Below are 19,608 nucleotides of genomic sequence, written 5' to 3'. Positions count from 1 at the left end.
CGGCGGGCCCACGGAGCAGGACCGGAGCGAGGGCATGGCGAGCCTAGGCGAGGCACCGGACGAAAGGGGCAAGAGCGCTTGGTTACTTGGCGCTTTTCCAAGTGACCCGCCGTAAGGGCGGAACCAATAGGAGCCATCACCAAAAATCCGGATATGCCCCCAACGAGCGCCCGCACCTAATACCGATTCGGCTCCATCTCCAGATCAACATGAAACCGCTCAGAAATGTCCCTCTGAATACGCTGCGCCAAATCCAGCAATTGCAGCCCCGTGGCCCCGCCATAGTTGACCAGCACCAACGCCTGCAACTTATGCACGCCAGCATCGGCTTCACGAAAACCTTTCCAGCCAGCCCGCTCAATCAACCAACCCGCCGCCAGTTTCATCTGACCATCAGGTTGCGCGTAAGCCACCAGATCCGGGTATTCCCCCTTGAGCCGGGCAACCAGCGCCGCAGACACCAGCGGATTCTTGAAAAAGCTGCCGGCATTGCCCAGTACCGCCGGGTCCGGAAGCTTTTCGCTACGGATGCTGCAAATCGCCCGACTCACATCGGTGGCGGTTGGCTGCTCGATGCCTTGCTCGGTCAGACGCTGACGCACCGGGCCATATTCCAGATGCAAGTGCTCGGCACGGTTCAGCGCGAAACGAACCCGCAGAATCAACCAGCGCCCCGGCTGCTGTTTGAACACGCTGTCGCGATAAGCGAAGTGGCACTCGTCCAGCGAAAAATCCCGCAGCTCGCCGGTCTGGCGGTCCAGCGCGGTCAGACCGGCAAACACGTCCTTGATCTCGACGCCATAGGCGCCGATGTTCTGCATCGGCGCCGCGCCCACGGTGCCGGGGATCAGGCTGAGGTTTTCCAGGCCCGACAACCCTTGCGCCAGGGTGTGCTGCACAAACGGGTGCCACGGCTCGCCCGCTTCGGCTTCAATCACAACCTGGCTGCCGTCATCGCTCAGCAGGCGAATCCCGCGCGTGGCCATGCGCAACACCAGCGACTGGATGTCGGCGGTCAGCAGCAAATTGCTGCCGCCGCCAATCACCAGCAGCGGCACGCTATGCGCCGCCGAATAGGCCAGGGCTTCACGCACGTCGTCGTCGCTGTGGGCCTCGGCGAACAGGCGGGCCTGCACATCGACGCCGAAGCTGTTGAACGGTTTGAGAGAAACCCCGGATTGAAGCTGCAAACTCATAACCGCCCCTTCAATTCGATCACCAGCAAATCACTGGCGCGCTCGATCAGGTCCAGCACCTGTTCGAAACCCTGATCGCCGTCGTGGTACGGGTCTGGCACTTCATCGACTTGCGACTGGTAACGGCGCAGGAACAGGTCCAGCTCGGCCTTGCCATTGCCCGGTTGCAGGGCCTTGAGGTGGCGGAGATTGCTGTTGTCCATCGCCAGAATGAGGTCGTAGGTGGCGAAGTCGGCGCGGCTGACTTGCTGGGCGCGCTGGGCCGACAGGTCATAACCACGCAGCTTGGCCGCAGCCTGGCTGCGGCGGTCCGGCGCGTTGCCGACGTGCCAGTCACCGGTGCCGGCGGAGGCGACTTCGACCTGATCAGCCAACCCCGCTTCGCGCAGTTTGTGCCGCAGCACGCCTTCGGCCGTCGGAGAACGGCAGATGTTGCCCAGGCACACAAACAGAACGCGCATCAGGCCTCCAGCAGGCGACGAACGCGCTCAAGGTCTTCGACGGTATCGACGCCGGTCGGCGGTGCGATCAGTGCATCGGCGACGTGAATCCGCACGCCGTGCCACAAGGCACGCAGTTGCTCCAGCGACTCGGTGTTCTCCAGCCAGCACGGGCCCCAGCTGACGAAGTCATGCAGGAAACCGGCGCGGTAGGCATAGATGCCGATGTGGCGGCGATACGGCACGCCCTCCGGCAATTGCTCGCGGGTTTTGGCGAAGGCGTCACGCGCCCACGGCAACGTGGCGCGGCTGAACGTCAGCGCCAGGCCATTGAGGTCGCTGACGACCTTGACCACGTTGGGGTTGAACAGGGTTTCCACGTCTTCGATCGGCTCGGCCAGCGTGGCCATGCGCGCTTCGGTGTGGACCGCCAGGTTGGCCGCGACCTGATCGATCACGCTCGGCGGGATCAACGGCTCGTCGCCCTGGACGTTGACCACGATGGCGTCCGGCGCCAGGCCCAGTTTCGCCGCCACTTCGGCCAGACGGTCGGTGCCGGAGTTGTGATCTTCGCGGGTCAGCACCACTTCGGCGCCAAACCCTTTGCACGCCTCGACAATGCGCGCGTCATCGGTGGCGACCACCACACGCTCGGCGCTGCTTTTGCTCGCCTGTTCCCAGACGTGCTGGATCATCGGCTTGCCGGCGATCAGCAGCAACGGTTTGCCCGGCAAGCGGGTTGAGGCGTAACGCGAGGGAATGACAACGGTGAAGGCTGTGGTCATTTATCCAGACGCTCGTCGGTGGTCAGGGTGCGGGCTTCGGTTTCGAGCATCACCGGGATGCCGTCGCGAATCGGGTAAGCGAGGCCGGCGCCTTTGCTGATCAGCTCGGTTTTGTCGGCGCTGAGCTTGAGTGGGCCTTTGCAGACCGGGCAAGCGAGGATGTCGAGCAATTTGGTGTCCATGAGCATTCCCTGGATAAAAACGGAGTTAAGGCAAAAGACGATCCGGCAACAGGCGCATCAGCTGCGTATCGAACCAGGCCACAAAGGCCGGCGACGGCGCGGCATCGACCGCCAGGTACCACCAGTCGGCGGCAGCGAAGGCACGGCACTTCACCGCGTCCTTTTCCGTCATCACTAAGGGCAATGACGGGGTGAAATTCAAGGCCTGCGCGCTGTATTCGGCGTGGTCGGCGAACGCATGCGCAACCGGTCGCCAGTGTAGCGTTTCGAGGGTGGTGAAGAAACGTTGCGGATTGCCGATCCCGGCCACCGCGTGCAGCGCCTGGCCGGCGGCGAAGTGATCGAGTGGGCGCCGTTCGCCGCTGAGCAGGTTGACCAGTTCGGTAGGTTGCAGCTGAAAGGCAAACCCGTCGTCACGGTCATCGGCGGCGCCGTTGTAGAGCACCGCGTCGACGCTTTGCAGGCGCTCGACCGGTTCGCGCAACGGCCCGGCAGGCAAGCAATGCTGATTGCCGAGGCCGCGAGCAGCGTCGATCAGCACCAGCTCCAGGTCGCGCGCCAAGCGGTAATGCTGCATGCCGTCGTCGGAGAGGATCAGGTCCAGCGGTTCGCTCGCCAGCAACGCTTTGACGGCGCTGCTGCGGTCAGGGTCGATCATCAACGGCACGCCGGTGCGCTGGACGATCAACAACGGTTCATCGCCCGCGATGTCAGCGCTTTGATCGGACTCGACGCGCCACGGCCATTGCGGCGGTTTGGCGCCGTAGCCGCGACTGACCACGCCAACGCGCAAACCACTGCGCTGGCAGTGCTGGATCATCCACAGAATCAGCGGCGTCTTGCCGGTGCCGCCGACCGTGATGTTGCCGACCACGATCAGCGGCACCGGCGGCTGATAGATCTCGCCCTCACCCGCCAGGAAGCGTTTGCGCTTGTTCATGACCACGCGCCGGTACAGCCACTCCAGTGGCTGCAACAGTTTCAGGGCCGGATGACCTTGATACCACGCGGCGAGCAAGCGATCGGACATGGCCATCAGGGCGCGGGCGGCGCTGCTTCAACCGTGGTCATGCGCAAATGGCTGAAGCCGAGCTTGCCGGCGGCGTCCATGGCCGTGATGACCGACTGGTGCTGGGTCTTGCCGTCAGCGCTGATCGACAGCGGCAGGTTGGTGTCGCCATTGGATTCTTTCTGCAGCGCCTCCATCAGGGACGCGAGGTCGTTCTTCGGCAACAACTGGTTGTTCACCGAGAACACGCCCTCGGCGCTGATGGCGACGTCCAGGTGCTTGACCTGCTGGTCTTCGGCCGGCGAGCCGCTGACCGCTTCCGGCAGATCGACGCGTAACTGGGTTTCACGGGTAAACGTGGTGGTGACCACGAAAAACAGCAGCAGGATAAACACCACGTCGATCAGCGACGCGAGGTTGATGTCCACATTCTCCCGTTGCTTGCGGCGGAATTTCACGCTTTTTTGCCCTCAGACAGGTCCACGTCACGATCGCCTTGTACCACTTCAACCAGTTTGATCGCTTCCTGTTCCATGCCGACCACCAGCTCATCGATCCGGCGTTGCAGGAAGCGGTGGAAGAACACCGACGGAATACCGACCATCAGGCCCGCCGCCGTGGTGATCAAGGCCTTGGAAATACCACCGGCCAGTACAGCGGCGTTGGTGGTCATGCCCGAGCCCATGAACGCACTGAAAATATCGATCATGCCCAACACCGTACCGAGCAAACCCAGCAACGGCGCCATGGCGGCGATGGTGCCCAGCGCATTGATGTAGCGCTCGAGCTCGTGAATGACTCGCGCGGCGGCCTCTTCAATGCACTCTTTCATGATCTCGCGACCATGTTTGGAGTTGGCAAGGCCCGCCGCCAGGATCTCGCCCAACGGTGAGTTGGCGCGCAATTCCTTGAGTTTTTCTTTATTGAGCTGTTTGTCCTTGATCCACACCCAGACCTGCCCGAGCAGATGCTCCGGGGTCACGCGGCTGGCACGCAGGGTCCAGAGACGCTCGGCGACAATCGCCATGGCCGCGATGGAACTCAAAATGATCGGCAGCATCATCCAGCCGCCGGATTTGACCAATTCCCACACAGTGACAGCCCCCTCGAAAAAGTGCGCCACTCTAACATAGGGGGTCGGCGCACCGAAGAGCGTGATGTTGCTTCCGGTCGGCCTTTCATAACTCACGGCTATTGGCCAGCCATTGGCGGATCGCGCCAGAAGCGCCGCTGCAGACGCATCGACCACGGTGGTTTGAAGTGTCCGAGCCGCAGACGAATGGCGCCAAGCTCGGCGCTGTCATGGATGACCATGCCGCGTTTTTGATAGCGCGCCATGACCGTGGGGTGCGGGTGGCCGAAAGAGTTGCCCTGGCCCCGGGAAATCAGCACATGCCTGGGCTGTAGCGCCATCAACAGCGCCATTGACGAAGAACTGCGGCTGCCGTGATGAGGCGATTGCAACCAGTCGGTCGGTACGGCGAGCGAACTGTCGAGCAAGGCGCGCTCGGCCGCGCTGTCGATGTCGCCGGTCAGCAATATGCGCTCGCCATTGGCTTCGATCTGCAGCACGCAGGATCGCTGATTGCTGTCGCCGGCCGACCGCCATTGCCAGAGCTGGAAATGGACACCGTCCCAGGTCCATTGCCGACCGCTGTCACAACCTTCGGCATGTAAATCGGCGGGCAACCCGTTGGGGTCACCACTAACTACCCGCTTGACCGGCAAACCATGGGCCAGCGCCCGCGCACCGCCGGCGTGATCGGCGTCGGCGTGGCTGATCAGCATCAGGTCGAGGCCGTCGACGCCCAGTTTGCGCAACGCTGGCAACACGACCCGCTCGCCCAGATCAAAATCACCGAAGCGCGGCCCGGTGTCGTACAGCAACGTGTGCTGGCGCGTGCGTACGGGGACGGCCAAACCCTGGCCGACATCCAGTTGCCAGATCTCGGCGATCCCTTCCGGCAGCGATTGCCGGGGAGGAAACACCAGCAACAGCAACAGCGGCCAACCCAACGGGCGCATCGGGACGCCTTTGGGCAGCAATAGAAGAAAGGCCCCCAGCGTGCCAAGCGCCCAGACCCACAACGGAACCGCCACCGGTAACCACGCCGGTAATTGCCCGGCCATCAACGCCAGGCCTTTGAACAGGAGATCGATCAAACCGCCCGCCAGCCACAGCAACCCGTCACCCACATAAGGAACGGGCAGCAGGATCGTCCCCAGCAAGGCCGGCGGCAATACCACCAGACTGATCCAGGGCACCGCGAGCAGATTGGCCACCGGCCCGCTGAGGCTGATCGGCAGCCCGAGCACCAGCAGCAAGGGGCACAAGCCGATTGCGATCAGCCATTGCGCGCGGGTCCAGGTTTGCCACCAGCGCCAAGGGCCAAGTCGCCCGCCAAAGGTGAAAATCAGCACCGCCACCGCCGCAAAAGACAACCAGAACCCCGGTTGCAAACTGGCCAGCGGGTCCAGCAGCAACACGGCATCGAGCGCCAGCAGCAACGGCCACCATGCGCCGAGGTGACGAAAGCGCAATCGCCATAACAGCACCAGGCCGATCATCACGCAGGCTCGGCGCACCGGCACCTCGAAACCGGCCAGCAACCCGTAACCGAGTGCCGCCGCGAACGCCAGTGCGCAGGCCCACGGCAACCAGGGTAGGCGATTCGGCCACAGCCCATAACGGGCCAGCCCGGCAATCAGCAAGTAAACCAGCCCCGCGAGCAAACCGATGTGCTGCCCGGAGATCACCAGCAGGTGCACAGTCCCGGTGTCTTGCAACACTTGCCAGTCCTCGCGACTCAGGCCCGCGCCATCGCCTAACACCAAAGCGGTCAGCGCGCCGTTCCGGCCCTGGGCATCCGCCGCCTGCAATCGTTGGCGAATGCCGTCGCGCCAGGCCCATTGGGCTTCGCGCAGGCGCACGCCATCCTTGACGGTGCCGGTCGCGCCAATGTGTTGCGCCAGCAGCCAGGCGTCGTAATCGAAGGCATGCGGATTGAGCAACCCTGCGGGACGTTTCAGTTTGACCGCCAGCCGCCAGCGCTCGCCGCTGTTGACGGGCGGCCCGTGGTGCCAGGCCAGCCGCAGTTTGCCGGGCAACGTGGTGCGCCGCGATTGACTGTCCGTCAGCTCAAAACGCACCACACCATCGGCATGCTGCGGCAGGCCTGTCACCCGCCCCTCAAGCCAGCGCGTCTCGCCATCGAGCGTTCGAGGCAGTCGATCACTCAGCGCCCAATGCGCATTCATGCACGCCCAACTGAAGCCAAACAGAAAAAACGCCAATGGGTATGTTCTGAACGGCAGCAGCATCAATGCCGCGACCGGCAGCAACAGGCAAAACCAGACCGGCGGTAATTCCGGTAAAAATCGCAGCGCCAGCAGACCCAACGCCAGCGCCATCATCCCTATGCGCATACGCTCGTCCTTGAGAGTCCCCCCCTAGGCATAGCCGGCCAATCGCACGTGCACGGTTATTAATTGTCACAAAGTCTGAATGGGCGGTTCGTAGAATCCAGACATACTTGCCGCCTTAACCGACCGAGAAGCCTTATGCCCCGGCGCTTATTCAAACGCTACATGCCAGACCCGAACAGCATCAGGGAACACAAATCCTTACGCTTTCTCGGCACCCTGCTGCATGACCCGAACCTCTGGCACCTCAACCGGCACTCGGTGGCACGGGCCATGGCGGTCGGTCTGTTCGCGGCGTTCCTGCCCATTCCGTTGCAGATGCTGGTGGCCGCGATCCTGGCGATCATGGTCCGCGGCAACATGCCGATTGCCGTCAGCCTGGTATGGCTGACCAACCCGATTACCATGCCGGCGGTGTTTTTCTGCACGTACCAGACGGGTGCCTGGTTGATGGATGTTCCCGCCAGGCATTTGCCTGACGAACTGACCTGGGAATGGATCAGCGGCGAATTGTCGACGTTGTGGCAGCCGTTTTTACTGGGCTCGGTGGTGACAGGCCTGGTATTGGGTGCCCTCGCCTATTGCCTGGTGATGCTGTACTGGCGCTGGTGGGTCGCGCGGCAATGGGCGCGGCGCAAAAAAAAGCGCATGCATTGAATGCAAAACGGCCTCCACTTGGGAGGCCGTTTTTGTTGAGGCGCTGGATCAGGTACGCATGCCGCGACCGCTGACCAGCAATCGTACGCAACCAAGGTAGAGCACCACCGTCGCGACCAACATGAAGGTGACTGCCACGCTGATCTTGATGTCCGAAACGCCAAGAATGCCGTAACGGAACGCGTTGACCATGTGCAGTACCGGGTTGGCCAGCGATACGGTCTGCCAGAACGGCGGCAGCAAAGTGATCGAGTAGAACACCCCTCCCAGGTACGTCAACGGTGTCAGCACAAACGTCGGGATGATCGAGATGTCATCGAAGTTGCGCGCATACACGGCGTTGATGAAGCCCAGCAGCGAGAAAATCGTCGCCGTGAGTACCACCACCAGAATGGTCACGCCCAGGTGATGCACCTGCAGATGGGTAAAGAACAACGACAGCAGCGTCACAATGACGCCGACCATCAAGCCACGCAGCACGCCGCCCAGGGTGTAACCGATCAGAATCGTGTGCGGCGAGACCGGCGAGACCATCAATTCTTCGATGGACCGCTGGAACTTGCTGCCGAAGAAACTCGACACCACGTTGCCGTAGGAGTTGGTGATCACCGACATCATGATCAGGCCCGGCACGATGTATTCCATATAGGTGAAACCACCCATATCACCGATTTGCCGACCGATCAGATTGCCGAAGATCACGAAGTACAAAACCATGGTGATGGCCGGCGGCAGCAGTGTCTGCGGCCAGATCCGGGTGAAGCGCTTGACCTCGCGGTAAACGATGGTATTGAGGGCAACGAGGTTGGGTTGCAGCTCGGAACTCATACCGCCACCTTCGACAGATTTTTCTCCACCAGGGACACGAACAGCTCCTCAAGGCGATTGGTTTTGTTACGCAGGCTCAGCACTTCAATGTTCTGCTGCGCCAGTTGGGTAAACAGTGCGGTGATACCCATGGCCTTGTCGACCTGGACTTCCAGCGTATGGCCATCAAGCAACCGGGTCGGGTAGCCGATCAGTTGCGGGGCCACGCCCACGCCGTTTTTCAGATCCAGCAGGAAGGTTTCCACATGCAGTTGGCCCAGCAGCTGCTTCATGCTGGTGTTCTCGACGATGGTGCCGTGGTCGATGATGCCGATGTTGCGGCACAACTGCTCAGCCTCTTCCAGATAATGCGTGGTGAGGATGATAGTGATGCCTTTCTGATTGAGCTCGGTGAGGAAGGTCCACATCGAACGACGCAGTTCAATGTCCACCCCCGCCGTCGGTTCGTCGAGGATCAGCAGACGCGGTTCGTGAACCAGTGCGCGGGCGATCATCAGGCGCCGCTTCATGCCGCCGGACAGCGAACGCGACGGCACGTCACGTTTGTCCCACAGCCCGAGCTGGGTCAGGTACTGCTCGGCGCGTTCCTTGGCGATTTTCGGCGGAATGCCGTAATAACCGGCCTGGGTCACGACAATGTCGAAGGTCTTTTCAAACTGGTTGAAATTGAACTCCTGGGGCACCACGCCGATCGAGCGCTTGAGCGCTGCCGGGTTCGTGTCCAGGTCGTTACCGAAGACATTCACCGTGCCGCTGGTCTTGTTCACCAGGGTCGAGAGAATGCCGATGGTGGTGGATTTGCCAGCGCCGTTAGGGCCGAGCAAAGCGAAAAAATCACCTTCGGCGACGTCCAGATCGATACCACTCAGGGCCTGGAAACCGTTGCCGTAGGTTTTGGTTAGCTGCCGGATGGACAGAGCGGAACTCATATCGGATTACGCACCAAGAAGGGAGGAAAGGGACAAATGACGGCGGGCGGCGACTTAGACCACCACGGCACACGAGCGCAATGGTGCTTGTCGCCGCCACACAAGTACAGTCAAGTGTGTCGATAGTGAGTATTAAGTCAACGCGGTCATGACGGCTTTCTGATAGGCCGGACGCTGTTTCAGGCGCGCGTACCAGGCTTGCAGATGCGGTTGCGGCGCGCGCTCGATCGGCATCTCGAACCAGGCATAAATGAAACTGCCGAGGGGAATGTCACCCATGCCGATCTCATCGCCGGACAGGTACGGCTTGGCCGCCAACGCCTGGTCGGCCATCGCCAGCAAGTCGTCGCATTCCTTGATTGCAGCCTTGATGGCGGACCAGTCCTGCTGCTCCGGCGGCGTGCGCAACACACCCCAGAACACCGTGCGGAACGGGCCGGCGAAGCTGGAAGTGGTCCAGTCCATCCACTTGTCAGCCATGGCGCGAGCCTTGACGTCCGCCGGATACCAGGCACTGCCCTCAGCGTGGCGGGCCATCAGGTAACGCACGATCGCGTTGGATTCCCACAGCACAAAGCCATCGTCCTCGATCACCGGCACCCGACCATTGGGATTCATCGACCGGTACTCGGGCGTATCGACCACACCAAAGGCGCCGCCCGCATCGATGGCTTCATAGGCCAGGCCCAACTCTTCGGCGGCCCACAACGGCTTTCTGACATTCGATGAATTTTTCCGACCCCAGATCTTCAGCATGACCGCCTCGCAATGGATAAGTGCGCAGGCAGCATACGCCGGATCAGGCGCGACTCAAATCGCTCTGCATGTCGCCCAACAGCGCCGGCAGTTGCTCGCCGAACAGATGCGGATAGCACTTTTGCAAGTGCTCGAAGAAGAACACCTCAGGCACATCGGTGAACTGGCCGTGGTCCACCAGGTATTCCATCAGCGGCGCGCCGTCGCGGTTGAAAGGATGGAAAACACTGTCATTGATGCCATCGAATTCCAGCGGCGCGACGTTGAACAAATCGCACAACCCCTTGTTGAACGCTGGCGTGGCTTTGACCCAGCGGCCGTTCAGGTACAGCTCGGTATAACCGTGCATGGCGAACACGTCGCTTTTGAGCAGTTCGAGCAAGCGCGGGGTCGACAGATGATTGCGCACATCGGCCAGACCGATGCGCGCCGGGATCCCGCAGTGGCGCGCCACACCGGCCAGCAGCGTGGCCTTGGGCACGCAATAACTCTCTCCGGTGGCCAACGCGTAGCTGCCGCGCAAGGTGTCCGGATCGCGGCTGAAGGTGTACGGGTTGTAGCGCACCGCCTCGCGCACGGCGTAATAGAGATTGATCGCCTGCTCGAGCGGGTCGCGACGGAGGCCACGATGTTTTTCGGCGAACTCCACCACCGAGGGATGGTCACTATCGATGAAGCGGCCGGGACTCAGATACTCGTGCATGAGAACAATCTCCTGGGGAAGCCAGGAGTCTAGCGACACCTCCAGCACAGAGATAACGACGTTTCGGCCAAACATGCGCGCATTGCCGCGTAGGAACCGAACGATTTACCCGGCGTGTTGCCAACCGTGCCTACAAAACTCGTCCATGGTTTCCCACGAATTCAATCACCTCGCTCCGACCACCTTGTTTTGCGGATGCCGTCTAAGCTCTGAAGGTTGGTTTTGCCTTGGTTCACGGAGGATTAAATATGCTGCTGTTGTGGATACTGGTTCTGATTGTCGGGATTGCCTATTTAGCTCACCGTCGCATCGCCCCCCTGCCCGCCCTGTGCATCGTTGCCGTCTACGTGGTGGCGATGGGTGCGTTCAGCCACGCGCCAGGCTGGTTGCTGCTGATTCTCTGGGTGTTGATCGCAGCCGTTGCGGCGCCGTTGTTGCTGCCCGACCTGCGTCGCAAATTCTTCAGCGCGCCGCTGTTCAGCTGGTTCCAGAAAACCCTGCCGCCGATGTCGCAAACCGAACGTGACGCCATCGACGCCGGCACGGTGTGGTGGGATGGCGAGCTGTTCAGTGGCCGCCCGGACTGGGAAAAACTGCTGTCCTATCCAAAAGCGCAGTTGACCGAAGAAGAACAGGCCTTCATCGACGGCCCGACCGACGAACTCTGTGCCATGGTCAGCGACTGGCAGATCGGCCAGGCCATGGACCTGCCGGCCGAGGCCTGGACGCACATCAAGGAACACGGCTTCTTCGCCCTGATCATTCCGAAGGAATACGGCGGCAAGGGTTTCTCTGCTTATGCGCACTCGCAAGTGGCGATGAAACTGGCCACCCGCAGCGGCGACCTCGCCTCTACCGTCATGGTCCCCAACTCCCTGGGCCCCGCCGAACTGTTACTGCACTACGGCACCGACGAGCAACGCAACCATTACCTGCCTCGACTGGCCCGTGGCGATGACATTCCGTGCTTCGCCCTGACTGGCCCATTGGCCGGTTCCGACGCCGGCGCGATGCCCGACACCGGGGTGATCTGCAAAGGTGAATGGGAAGGCAAGGAAACCCTGGGCCTGCGCCTCAATTGGGAAAAGCGCTACATCACCCTCGGCCCGGTGGCCACCCTGCTTGGCCTCGCGTTCAAGGCCTATGACCCGGAACACCTGCTAGGCGACAAGGAAGACCTGGGCATCAGCCTCGCGCTAATCCCGACCGACACCGCAGGTGTTGAAATCGGTCGCCGTCACCTGCCGTTGGGCGCGGCGTTCATGAACGGCCCGAACTCTGGCAAGGATGTGTTCATTCCGCTGGACTTCCTCATCGGTGGCCAGGAAATGCTCGGCAAGGGCTGGATGATGTTGATGAACTGCCTGTCGGTCGGGCGTTCGATTTCGTTGCCGGCGGTGGGCACCGGCGCGGCCAAGTTCACCAGCCTGGTGACCGGCCAATACGCCCAGGTGCGTGAGCAATTCAATGTGCCGCTGTCCGCGTTCGAAGGCATTCAGGAAGCCATGGCCCGCATCGGCGGCAACGCCTGGATGATGGACGCCGCGCGGATGCTGACCGCCAACGCGGTAGACCTGGGCGAGAAACCGTCGGTGCTGTCGGCGATTCTCAAGTACCACCTCACCGAGCGTGGCCGCGAGTGCATCAGCCATGCCATGGACGTGCATGGCGGCAAAGCCATCATCATGGGGCCGAACAACTACCTCGGTCGCAGCTGGAACGGCGCGCCGATCTTCATCACCGTGGAAGGCGCAAACATTCTTTCGCGCAACTTGATGATCTTTGGCCAGGGCGCGATTCGCTGCCACCCGTTCGTGCTGAAGGAAATGGCCCTGGCCGGTCGTGAAGACAAGGATCAGGCGCTCACCGAGTTCGATGGCCTGTTGCTCAAACACATCGGTTTTGCCGTGAGCAACGCCGCGAGCACGCTGGTGCTCAACCTCGGCTTTGGCCACTTCGAGCACGCGCCGGGCAACACGCTCAGTCAGGGCTACTTCCGGGCGCTCAACCGTCAGGCGGCGGCATTCGCCATGCTGGCGGACCTGAGCATGATGTTGCTGGGCGGTGAACTGAAACGTCGGGAACGCCTGTCGGCCCGGCTTGGGGATGTGCTCAGCAACATGTACCTCGCCTCCGCCGCGCTCAAGCGTTATCACGATCTCGATTCGCCGGAGCACATGGCCCCCCTGTTCGCCTGGGCCATGGAAGAGAGCCTGGGCCAGTCCGAACGCGCACTGGATGAATTGCTCACCAATTTCCCAAACAAGCTGCTCGGCTGCCTGCTGCGAGTGATCGTGTTCCCGTTCGGCCGTCGTCACAAAGGCCCGTCGGACAAATTGGCGGCCGAAGTGGCCGCGGTGATTGGCCGGGCCAAGGGCGATCCGACCCTTGAAGAATTGCTCGGCGGTTGCTTCCGTCCGCAGTCGGCGGACGACGCGGTCGGCGCCCTGCAACACGCCTGCAACCTGCTGACTGCGGCGCAGCCGTTGCAGAAAAAGCTGCACGCGGCGCTTAAAAGCGGTCAGGTCAAACCGGCGGCCGGCGAACACGCCATCGACGCCGCACTGGAGGCTGGCGTGCTGCAACCGGTAGAAGCGCAGACCCTGCGCGACGCCGAAGCGGCGCGGCGCAAGGTGATCGATGTCGATGATTTCGACAAAGAGCAACTGGCGCTGGCCGCAGGAAAGGTCCGCTGATCCAGCGCAGCCTGTAAAAGTGGGCGCGGGAGCCTTATACTCCCGCGCCCGTTTTGCTCTTGAGGACTTATCTCGTGTCCAACGTCGTTGCCGACCATCTCGTCTTGCTTGACCACTTGCGCAGCATCCTGGTCGCCGTGGGTGAGGCCGAACAGGTTCCCGAAGAAAGCCATGCCTTGTTCCTGGAGCGCTTCGACGAACTGCGTGCGTTGCTGCCGGTCGATCCGATCGAAAGCCAATACCTGGGCCAGGACATTCTCTGCCAGGTGATTACCCGTTATCCGCAAATTGCTCACTTGGTCCCGCGCGACCTGTTGTGGTACTTCGCCGGCGACTGCCTGCATTACATGCCCGATGATGAAATCGAGCTGTATCAGGCGCTGGAAGAACGTCGTTTTGAAGCTGAGCAGAATGACGAACCGTTTGACTGGAATCAGGAAAAACAGCTGCTGGCGATGTCGAACGACGACCCTAAGCACTGATTCCGGATCAGAAACACTAGAGGCCCGCACGGTTTTCCTGCGGGCCTTTTTTTGTGGCATTTGCATGATTTCGTGGCGGTTATTCGGTCGTCTTCGCGAGCAAGCCCGCTCCCACACTGGAACTCGGTCGCATGTGGGAGCGGGCTTGCTCGCGAAAGGGTTCTTCAAAGCAACCCATCACTCTCCGGCAGCTCATATTCCGCCGCGACCTTGCCCGGCTTCCCAGGCTTGCTCAAGGTCGGCTCCTTCTCCAGGCACTCCACCAGATAGTCGATAAACACCCGCAACTTCGGTGGCAAATAACGCGTCGGCGAATGCAGCAACCAGGCGCCGCCATGGTATGAGGCAAGAAAGGTCCAGTCCGGCAACACCTGCACAATCAGCCCCTGCTCCAGCGCATGACGGGCGGTGAAGTACGGCAAGCTGCCAATGCCGATGTGCTGCAACACCGCGCCCAATCGCACCCCCGTGTGGTTCGCCGCATACCGCCCGCGCACCCCTACCGTCACGGCCTTGGTGCCCTTCTTGAATTTCCAGCGGGCATCGCTCGGCGTTTCGCCGAGGTAGATGCAACTGTGGTTGAGCAAGTCATGGGGATGCGTCGGCGTGCCGTGTTCTGCCAGGTATTGCGGGGTGGCGCAGAGCAAATGGTCGATGGTCAGCAATTGCCGCCCCACCAGGCCGGCCGGTGGACGATCAGTAATACGGATCGCCAGATCAACGTTGTCGTCGATCAGATCCACCTGTCGATCTTCAAGCAGCAACTCCACATCCACCTTGGGATAACGCCGCAGAAATTCCGGCATATGCGGGTGAATCACAAACCGGCCGACCGCCTTGGGCACGCTGACCCGTATCAGTCCTTCCGCCTCATGGGTGAACTGACCGCTGATTTCCATCACCGATCTGGCCGCGCTGACCATGTCCTGGCAACGCTTGAACACCTCTTCGCCGCCATCGCTCAGGCGCAATTTGCGTGTGGTTCGCTGTAGCAGGCGCGTGGCCAAGGCCTTTTCCAGGCGCGAAATGCTGCGGCTCACCGCCGAGGGCGAAGAGCCCAGTTGGCGAGCCGCTTCGGAAAAACTGCCGGTTTCGACAACCTTGACGAAGATCGCCATTTCACCCAGCAGCGGCAACGGTAGATTTATGCTCACAGCGCAACAGTCCTTTGATGTTTGAACGGATTATCACGCAATTCCGCCCTTCCTATAATAAAAAAAGAAACTCTAATGAGGGCATGGAATATGACGCTTCGCCTCTTTTTCCATAGTGATGACCTCAAGGCCAACGTGGAAGTCCTGGATTGCACACCCCACGAGAACGAATTCGCCGTGGTGCTGCGTGCAACATTGTTTCACCCGCAAGGTGGCGGGCAGCCCTTTGATACCGGCTGGATTGGCGAAAGCCAGGTACTGCGGGTGGTTCAGGACACCGATCGGATCATTCATTTCGTCGACCACCCGGTAAAACTCGGCATGACCCAGATCCGGGTCAATGGCGAGCGCCGGCGGTTCAACACGCGCATGCATTCGGCCGGGCACCTGATCGGCCATTTCGTCCAGGCCATGGGCTGGATGCCGATCAAGGCGCACCACTGGCCTGACGAAGGTCGCGTGCAGTTCAAACCAGGGGAGTCGGCGCAAGACGTTGATGCGCAAACTCTTCAGCACGGCATCGAGCAGTGGATCGCGCAAGACCTGCCGCGCCTGACCTCGTTGCGTGAAGGCGCCCGGGAAATCGGTTTCGGTGATCTGCCCGCCTACGGCTGCGGCGGCACCCATGTACGTAGCCTGAAGGATTTGGGCACGGTCACGATTGCTTCCCTCTCACTGAAGAAGGGAACGCTGTCAATCCACTACAGCGTGGATTGAGTATTTGGGCGATGCCGTCCCCGGTATCGCCTGACGCCGCGGGAGCCTGCATTCGCGGGCTCTGTTGACTATCTGATAGATGGACCTAAGACATGATGCTTGACGTCGAGCGTCTCGATGAGACGTGCATAAAAAAACTGGCCAACGAAGAAGTCCTCGCCATCCGCGTCAAAGGCTTGTTGCCCAGGCCGCTGGCGATTCAGATTGGCGACAAAATCCTCGCCCCCGGTTTCGAAGGCTATATCAACGCGCCAAGCATTGGCCGCATCGGCATGGCGTTTTATGAAGCTGAAAACCAGCCACTGCTGATCGAAGATTATTTCGAACGCGCCACGCGCAACATCGCCGAACTGCGCAATCGTTGCGCGCCCTATTCATCGCCGGTCGACACCCTGCGCTGCATGCTCGACGAGTCCTGGCCGGCGGGCGCGCACCTGGAAAATCTCTACGGTCGCAAAATGTACGTCGGCCTGTCCCGCGTGGTGAAACCGGGCGTGTGCTTTCTCGCCCATCACGACATTTTCGCCAAGGACGCCCCGGACAGTTATCAGGCCCGCAGCCTGGAAGCGCAATTCGCCTGCAACGTTTACCTGAACATGCCGGCCAAGGGCGGCGCGTTGCAGATGTGGGACCACGACATTTCCCCCGACCAGTTCGACGAAATGCGCGGCGACAGCTACGGCATCGACCCGGCGCTACTCGGCACGCCGGTGCTGGAGGTTCACCCGGAGCCGGGAGATTTCATCATGTTCAATTCGCGCTGCATGCACTCGGTGACACCGGGCGTGGCCGATCCGCGATTGAGCCTTTCGTTCTTTGTCGGCTATCGCGGCAATGCTTCACCCCTCACGTTTTGGAGTTGAGATGCTTTCGAATTATCTGGGCGAGTTTCTGGCACTGGCGACCATCCACTTTCTGGCCGTGGTCGCCCCCGGACCGGACTTCGCCGTCACCATCCGGCAGAGCGTACGTTTCGGCCGACTGGTCGGGATCTGCACCGCGCTGGGCATTGGTGCGGGAATTTCCGTGCATGTGCTGTACACCCTGCTGGGCGTCGGCGCGTTGATGCACACCACCCCGTGGTTATTGACCGTGGCCAAGGTCGTGGGCGGCGCCTACATTTTGTACCTCGGGGTCGGCCTGCTTCGCAGCAAACCCAAAACCGTGCTGGAGGGAGACAACATCGCCAACGAACCGCTCGTGGAACAGACATTGCTCAAGGCGTTTACCACCGGGTTTCTGACCAATGCCACCAACCCCAAGGCCACGCTGTTTTTCCTTGCAATCTTCACCACGATCATCAGCGCCACGACACCGTTGAAAATTCAGGCGCTTTACGGGATTTGGATGTGTTTTGTGAATGCGCTGTGGTTTGTGATCGTCGCACTGTTCTTTTCCAGCGCGCGGGTGCGACTGCTGTTCATGCGCATGGGGCACTGGTTCGAACGCTGCATGGGGGTGATTCTGATCCTGTTCGCCGGGCGCCTGATTCTGTCGATGTAAAACCGTTGAAATGCAAAAGGCCCATCCAGTCTGACTGGAGGGCCTTTTTCGTTTGTGCGTCGCTTTTGCCGTTCAGTGCGACACATCCTGTGACATGGGCTGCCCTTTCACAGCGTCGTGGTGTTAGGTTGGAAACGTTTCTGACTGATTGATCAGACAATTCCCACAAACCGCCTGCAAAGGAATGCCCCCCGCAATGGATTTTTCTCTCAAAAAACTGGCCGCCTCGACCCTGATACTGGCCAGCCTCTCGTCGCTCACCGTCACCGCGCAAGCCAACATCACCCCGCAACAGAGCGCGGTCATCCTCAAAACGTTCAGTGACGCCTCGGTGACAAATTTCAGGCAGTTCCTGGGAAGTCTGGCCAAGAGCGATCTGGCCAAAACCGACGATATAGGGCCGGCCATCAGTGCTTTTCTCGACAACAAAACCCTTTCCGCCGATCAGCAAAACGAGATCCATCGCCTGCTTGGCCTCTATGCACGGGTGAAATACGGCGCTGCTGCGAACGAGACCCTGCGCGAACTGGTGGCCATCCCGACGTTCCGCGTGGACGGCGTTGCTCAGCACGACAACCCCGAATTCATCAAGATGGCGGACAAGATCAAAAGCCTTGCGCAGGCCTTCAATCTCAACTTCCGCAATATCGACAACCGCGTCTATGAAGTGTCACTGGAAGGCAGCGGCGACGAAGTCGTGGGTATTCACGCCCATGCCGATGTGGTGCCGGTCACGCCGGAAAACTGGGTGTTGAAAGATGGCACCAGGCTCGATCCGTTCAAAGTCACCCTGATCGGCGACCGCCTGTATGGCCGCGGCACTGAGGATGACAAGAACGGTATCGTGGTGGCGCTGTACGCCATGAAAGTGATCAAGGAAGAGCAACTGCCACTGGCCCGAAACCTCAAGCTGCTGATCGACACCACCGAGGAAACCACCGGCGACGCGATCCCTTATTACTTCGAGCGCAATCCGACGCCCAACTACAACCTGGCGCTGGATGGCGGCTACCCGGTGGTGATCGCCGAGAAAGGCTACGGCACCGTCATGGCCAACTTTGCCAAGCGAAAAGGCGAAGGCAAAGGCGCGGAAATCATCTCCATGACCGGAGGCCTGGCCACCAACCAGATTCCATCGGCTTCGGTCGCCACGTTGGTCAGCGACAAGCCGGCCGAGCTGGCGGCCAGCCTGCAAAAGTTTGGCGCCGAGTATGCCAAGCGCAATGGCGGCAACTTCGAGGTGACCGCCAAGGTCGTCGGCAAGGACGTCAAGCTGACGGTCACCGGGGTTTCCGCGCACTCCTCGGAGCCCGAGTCCGGTGTCAATCCTGTGTCCCGAATGCTCGACTTCATCAACAGCCTCGACGGCAAGGTCGCACTCAAGCACAACCACATCACCGATGCCGCCCGCTACGCCGCCGACAACTGGGGCCTGGACTACCTCGGCGGCAAACTGGGCGTCGGTTTTTCCGATGCGTTCATGGGACCGCTGACCACCTCGCTGACCTATGTCGGCATGGATGACAAAACCTTCAAATTGGCGGTCAACCTGCGGGTGCCGAAGGGCAAGTCCCCGCAAGTACTGAAAAGCGAAATCGCCGAGAAAATTGGCGCCTGGAGCAAGAAGACCCACATTGCGGCCACCTTCGACTACTCCGTCGCCGAACCGATGTACCGCAACCCTGAAGGAGAATGGGTCAAGGCCTTGCTCGCCGTCGCCAGTGAAAACCTGGGCATGGAACACAAGTACGGCACCTCGGCCGGCGCCACCTCGGTGCATGAACTGCCCAACGGCGTGCAATTTGGCCTGGCCCGGCCTGAAGTCAAATACACCGGACACACCGACAACGAGTTCAAGACGGTCGACCAGTTCCTGCTGGATTTGCAGATCGTGACCGAAATGATGGGGCGCATCGGGCAATTGCCGCAGCTCTGATCTCCACGATGGACCCGTCATCTGGCGGGTCCGCGATGGAGCGCGTGGGCTTGCGAGAAATGCAGCACAAACAAAAACGCCGCTCATTGCTGAGCGGCGTTTTTGTTGAATATGGAGCGGGAAACGAGACTCGAACTCGCGACCCCGACCTTGGCAAGGTCGTGCTCTACCAACTGAGCTATTCCCGCAAATGGCGTCCCCTAGGGGACTCG

The 19,608-nt window shown here is 60.8% G+C and carries 20 protein-coding genes and 1 tRNA gene; 7 read left to right on the top strand and 14 right to left on the bottom strand.

Annotated elements, in window-relative coordinates; all coding sequences use genetic code 11:
* Positions 1-176: 176 nt before the first annotated feature.
* The 8 genes from murB to ACQKP4_RS25060 form a co-directional block, all read right to left on the bottom strand.
* The gene (gene murB, locus ACQKP4_RS25095) at positions 177-1,196 is read right to left on the bottom strand and encodes a UDP-N-acetylmuramate dehydrogenase (RefSeq protein ID WP_427636552.1); all 1,020 of its coding nucleotides are present in this window, start codon (positions 1,194-1,196) and stop codon (positions 177-179) included.
* The gene (locus tag ACQKP4_RS25090) at positions 1,193-1,657 is read right to left on the bottom strand and encodes a low molecular weight protein-tyrosine-phosphatase (RefSeq protein ID WP_427636550.1); all 465 of its coding nucleotides are present in this window, start codon (positions 1,655-1,657) and stop codon (positions 1,193-1,195) included. Before ACQKP4_RS25090 ends, murB begins: the two co-directional genes overlap by 4 nt.
* Positions 1,657-2,421: a 3-deoxy-manno-octulosonate cytidylyltransferase gene (gene kdsB / locus ACQKP4_RS25085; protein ID WP_427636549.1), complete on the bottom strand. Its 765-nt coding sequence runs from the start codon at positions 2,419-2,421 to the stop codon at positions 1,657-1,659. Before kdsB ends, ACQKP4_RS25090 begins: the two co-directional genes overlap by 1 nt.
* Complete coding sequence (locus ACQKP4_RS25080) at positions 2,418-2,603, bottom strand: Trm112 family protein (protein ID WP_007945752.1); 186 nt, start codon at positions 2,601-2,603, stop codon at positions 2,418-2,420. The genes kdsB and ACQKP4_RS25080 overlap by 4 nt, the downstream gene beginning before the upstream one ends.
* Positions 2,604-2,628: 25 nt before the next feature.
* A complete protein-coding gene (gene lpxK / locus ACQKP4_RS25075; protein ID WP_427636547.1) occupies positions 2,629-3,639 on the bottom strand; it encodes a tetraacyldisaccharide 4'-kinase in 1,011 nt (336 codons plus the stop codon).
* A complete protein-coding gene (locus ACQKP4_RS25070; protein ID WP_427636545.1) occupies positions 3,639-4,070 on the bottom strand; it encodes an ExbD/TolR family protein in 432 nt (143 codons plus the stop codon). The genes lpxK and ACQKP4_RS25070 overlap by 1 nt, the downstream gene beginning before the upstream one ends.
* Entirely contained in the window at positions 4,067-4,705 is a 639-nt protein-coding gene (locus ACQKP4_RS25065) for a MotA/TolQ/ExbB proton channel family protein (protein WP_262163766.1), read from the bottom strand. The genes ACQKP4_RS25070 and ACQKP4_RS25065 overlap by 4 nt, the downstream gene beginning before the upstream one ends.
* Positions 4,706-4,803: 98 nt before the next feature.
* Positions 4,804-7,038 carry a DNA internalization-related competence protein ComEC/Rec2 gene (locus tag ACQKP4_RS25060; RefSeq protein WP_427636542.1) on the bottom strand — a complete coding sequence of 745 codons (2,235 nt, stop codon included), beginning with the start codon at positions 7,036-7,038 and terminating at the stop codon, positions 4,804-4,806.
* Between the two features lie 135 nt (positions 7,039-7,173).
* Here ACQKP4_RS25060 and ACQKP4_RS25055 point away from each other — a divergent pair, with 135 nt between their 5' ends.
* Positions 7,174-7,692 (top strand): DUF2062 domain-containing protein, encoded by a 519-nt coding sequence (locus tag ACQKP4_RS25055; RefSeq protein WP_427636541.1) that lies wholly within the window; start codon positions 7,174-7,176, stop codon positions 7,690-7,692.
* Between the two features lie 48 nt (positions 7,693-7,740).
* Here the strand turns inward: ACQKP4_RS25055 and ACQKP4_RS25050 are convergent, their stop codons facing one another.
* The 4 genes from ACQKP4_RS25050 to ACQKP4_RS25035 form a co-directional block, all read right to left on the bottom strand.
* Positions 7,741-8,520: an ABC transporter permease gene (locus ACQKP4_RS25050; RefSeq protein WP_427636539.1), complete on the bottom strand. Its 780-nt coding sequence runs from the start codon at positions 8,518-8,520 to the stop codon at positions 7,741-7,743.
* Positions 8,517-9,449, bottom strand: a complete 933-nt coding sequence (locus tag ACQKP4_RS25045) for an ABC transporter ATP-binding protein (protein WP_427636537.1) — start codon at positions 9,447-9,449, stop codon at positions 8,517-8,519. The genes ACQKP4_RS25050 and ACQKP4_RS25045 overlap by 4 nt, the downstream gene beginning before the upstream one ends.
* Before the next feature lie 132 nt (positions 9,450-9,581).
* On the bottom strand, positions 9,582-10,205 hold the full coding sequence (locus tag ACQKP4_RS25040) for a glutathione S-transferase family protein (protein ID WP_427636535.1): 624 nt from the start codon (positions 10,203-10,205) through the stop codon (positions 9,582-9,584).
* A gap of 43 nt (positions 10,206-10,248) precedes the next feature.
* The gene (locus tag ACQKP4_RS25035; RefSeq protein ID WP_427636534.1) at positions 10,249-10,908 is read right to left on the bottom strand and encodes a transglutaminase-like domain-containing protein; all 660 of its coding nucleotides are present in this window, start codon (positions 10,906-10,908) and stop codon (positions 10,249-10,251) included.
* A gap of 248 nt (positions 10,909-11,156) precedes the next feature.
* Between ACQKP4_RS25035 and ACQKP4_RS25030 the strand changes: the two genes are divergently transcribed.
* Positions 11,157-13,604: an acyl-CoA dehydrogenase gene (locus ACQKP4_RS25030; RefSeq protein WP_427636533.1), complete on the top strand. Its 2,448-nt coding sequence runs from the start codon at positions 11,157-11,159 to the stop codon at positions 13,602-13,604.
* Between the two features lie 74 nt (positions 13,605-13,678).
* Positions 13,679-14,086: a PA2817 family protein gene (locus ACQKP4_RS25025; RefSeq protein WP_427636531.1), complete on the top strand. Its 408-nt coding sequence runs from the start codon at positions 13,679-13,681 to the stop codon at positions 14,084-14,086.
* 164 nt (positions 14,087-14,250) lie between these two features.
* Here ACQKP4_RS25025 and ACQKP4_RS25020 read toward each other — a convergent pair whose 3' ends face one another.
* Positions 14,251-15,240 (bottom strand): LysR family transcriptional regulator, encoded by a 990-nt coding sequence (locus tag ACQKP4_RS25020; protein WP_427636530.1) that lies wholly within the window; start codon positions 15,238-15,240, stop codon positions 14,251-14,253.
* A gap of 90 nt (positions 15,241-15,330) precedes the next feature.
* Here ACQKP4_RS25020 and ACQKP4_RS25015 point away from each other — a divergent pair, with 90 nt between their 5' ends.
* The 4 genes from ACQKP4_RS25015 to ACQKP4_RS25000 all read left to right on the top strand — a co-directional run bounded on the left by ACQKP4_RS25015 (position 15,331) and on the right by ACQKP4_RS25000 (position 19,396).
* Entirely contained in the window at positions 15,331-15,957 is a 627-nt protein-coding gene (locus tag ACQKP4_RS25015; RefSeq protein ID WP_427636528.1) for an alanyl-tRNA editing protein, read from the top strand.
* Positions 15,958-16,049: 92 nt separating this feature from the next.
* Positions 16,050-16,820, top strand: coding sequence for a 2OG-Fe(II) oxygenase (locus tag ACQKP4_RS25010; protein ID WP_427636526.1), 771 nt, complete (start codon positions 16,050-16,052; stop codon positions 16,818-16,820).
* Position 16,821: 1 nt separating this feature from the next.
* Complete coding sequence (locus ACQKP4_RS25005) at positions 16,822-17,460, top strand: LysE family translocator (RefSeq protein ID WP_427636525.1); 639 nt, start codon at positions 16,822-16,824, stop codon at positions 17,458-17,460.
* 196 nt (positions 17,461-17,656) lie between these two features.
* Complete coding sequence (locus ACQKP4_RS25000; RefSeq protein WP_427636523.1) at positions 17,657-19,396, top strand: dipeptidase; 1,740 nt, start codon at positions 17,657-17,659, stop codon at positions 19,394-19,396.
* A 112-nt stretch (positions 19,397-19,508) separates the two neighbouring features.
* Here ACQKP4_RS25000 and ACQKP4_RS24995 read toward each other — a convergent pair.
* Positions 19,509-19,584 (bottom strand) — tRNA-Gly (locus ACQKP4_RS24995).
* Positions 19,585-19,608 lie beyond the last annotated feature (24 nt).

This window comes from Pseudomonas sp. NPDC086278, assembly GCF_050280905.1.
GTDB lineage: Bacteria > Pseudomonadota > Gammaproteobacteria > Pseudomonadales > Pseudomonadaceae > Aquipseudomonas.
Note: the sequence above shows the minus strand (reverse complement) of the source record. Positions and strands in the feature narration are given on the sequence as shown.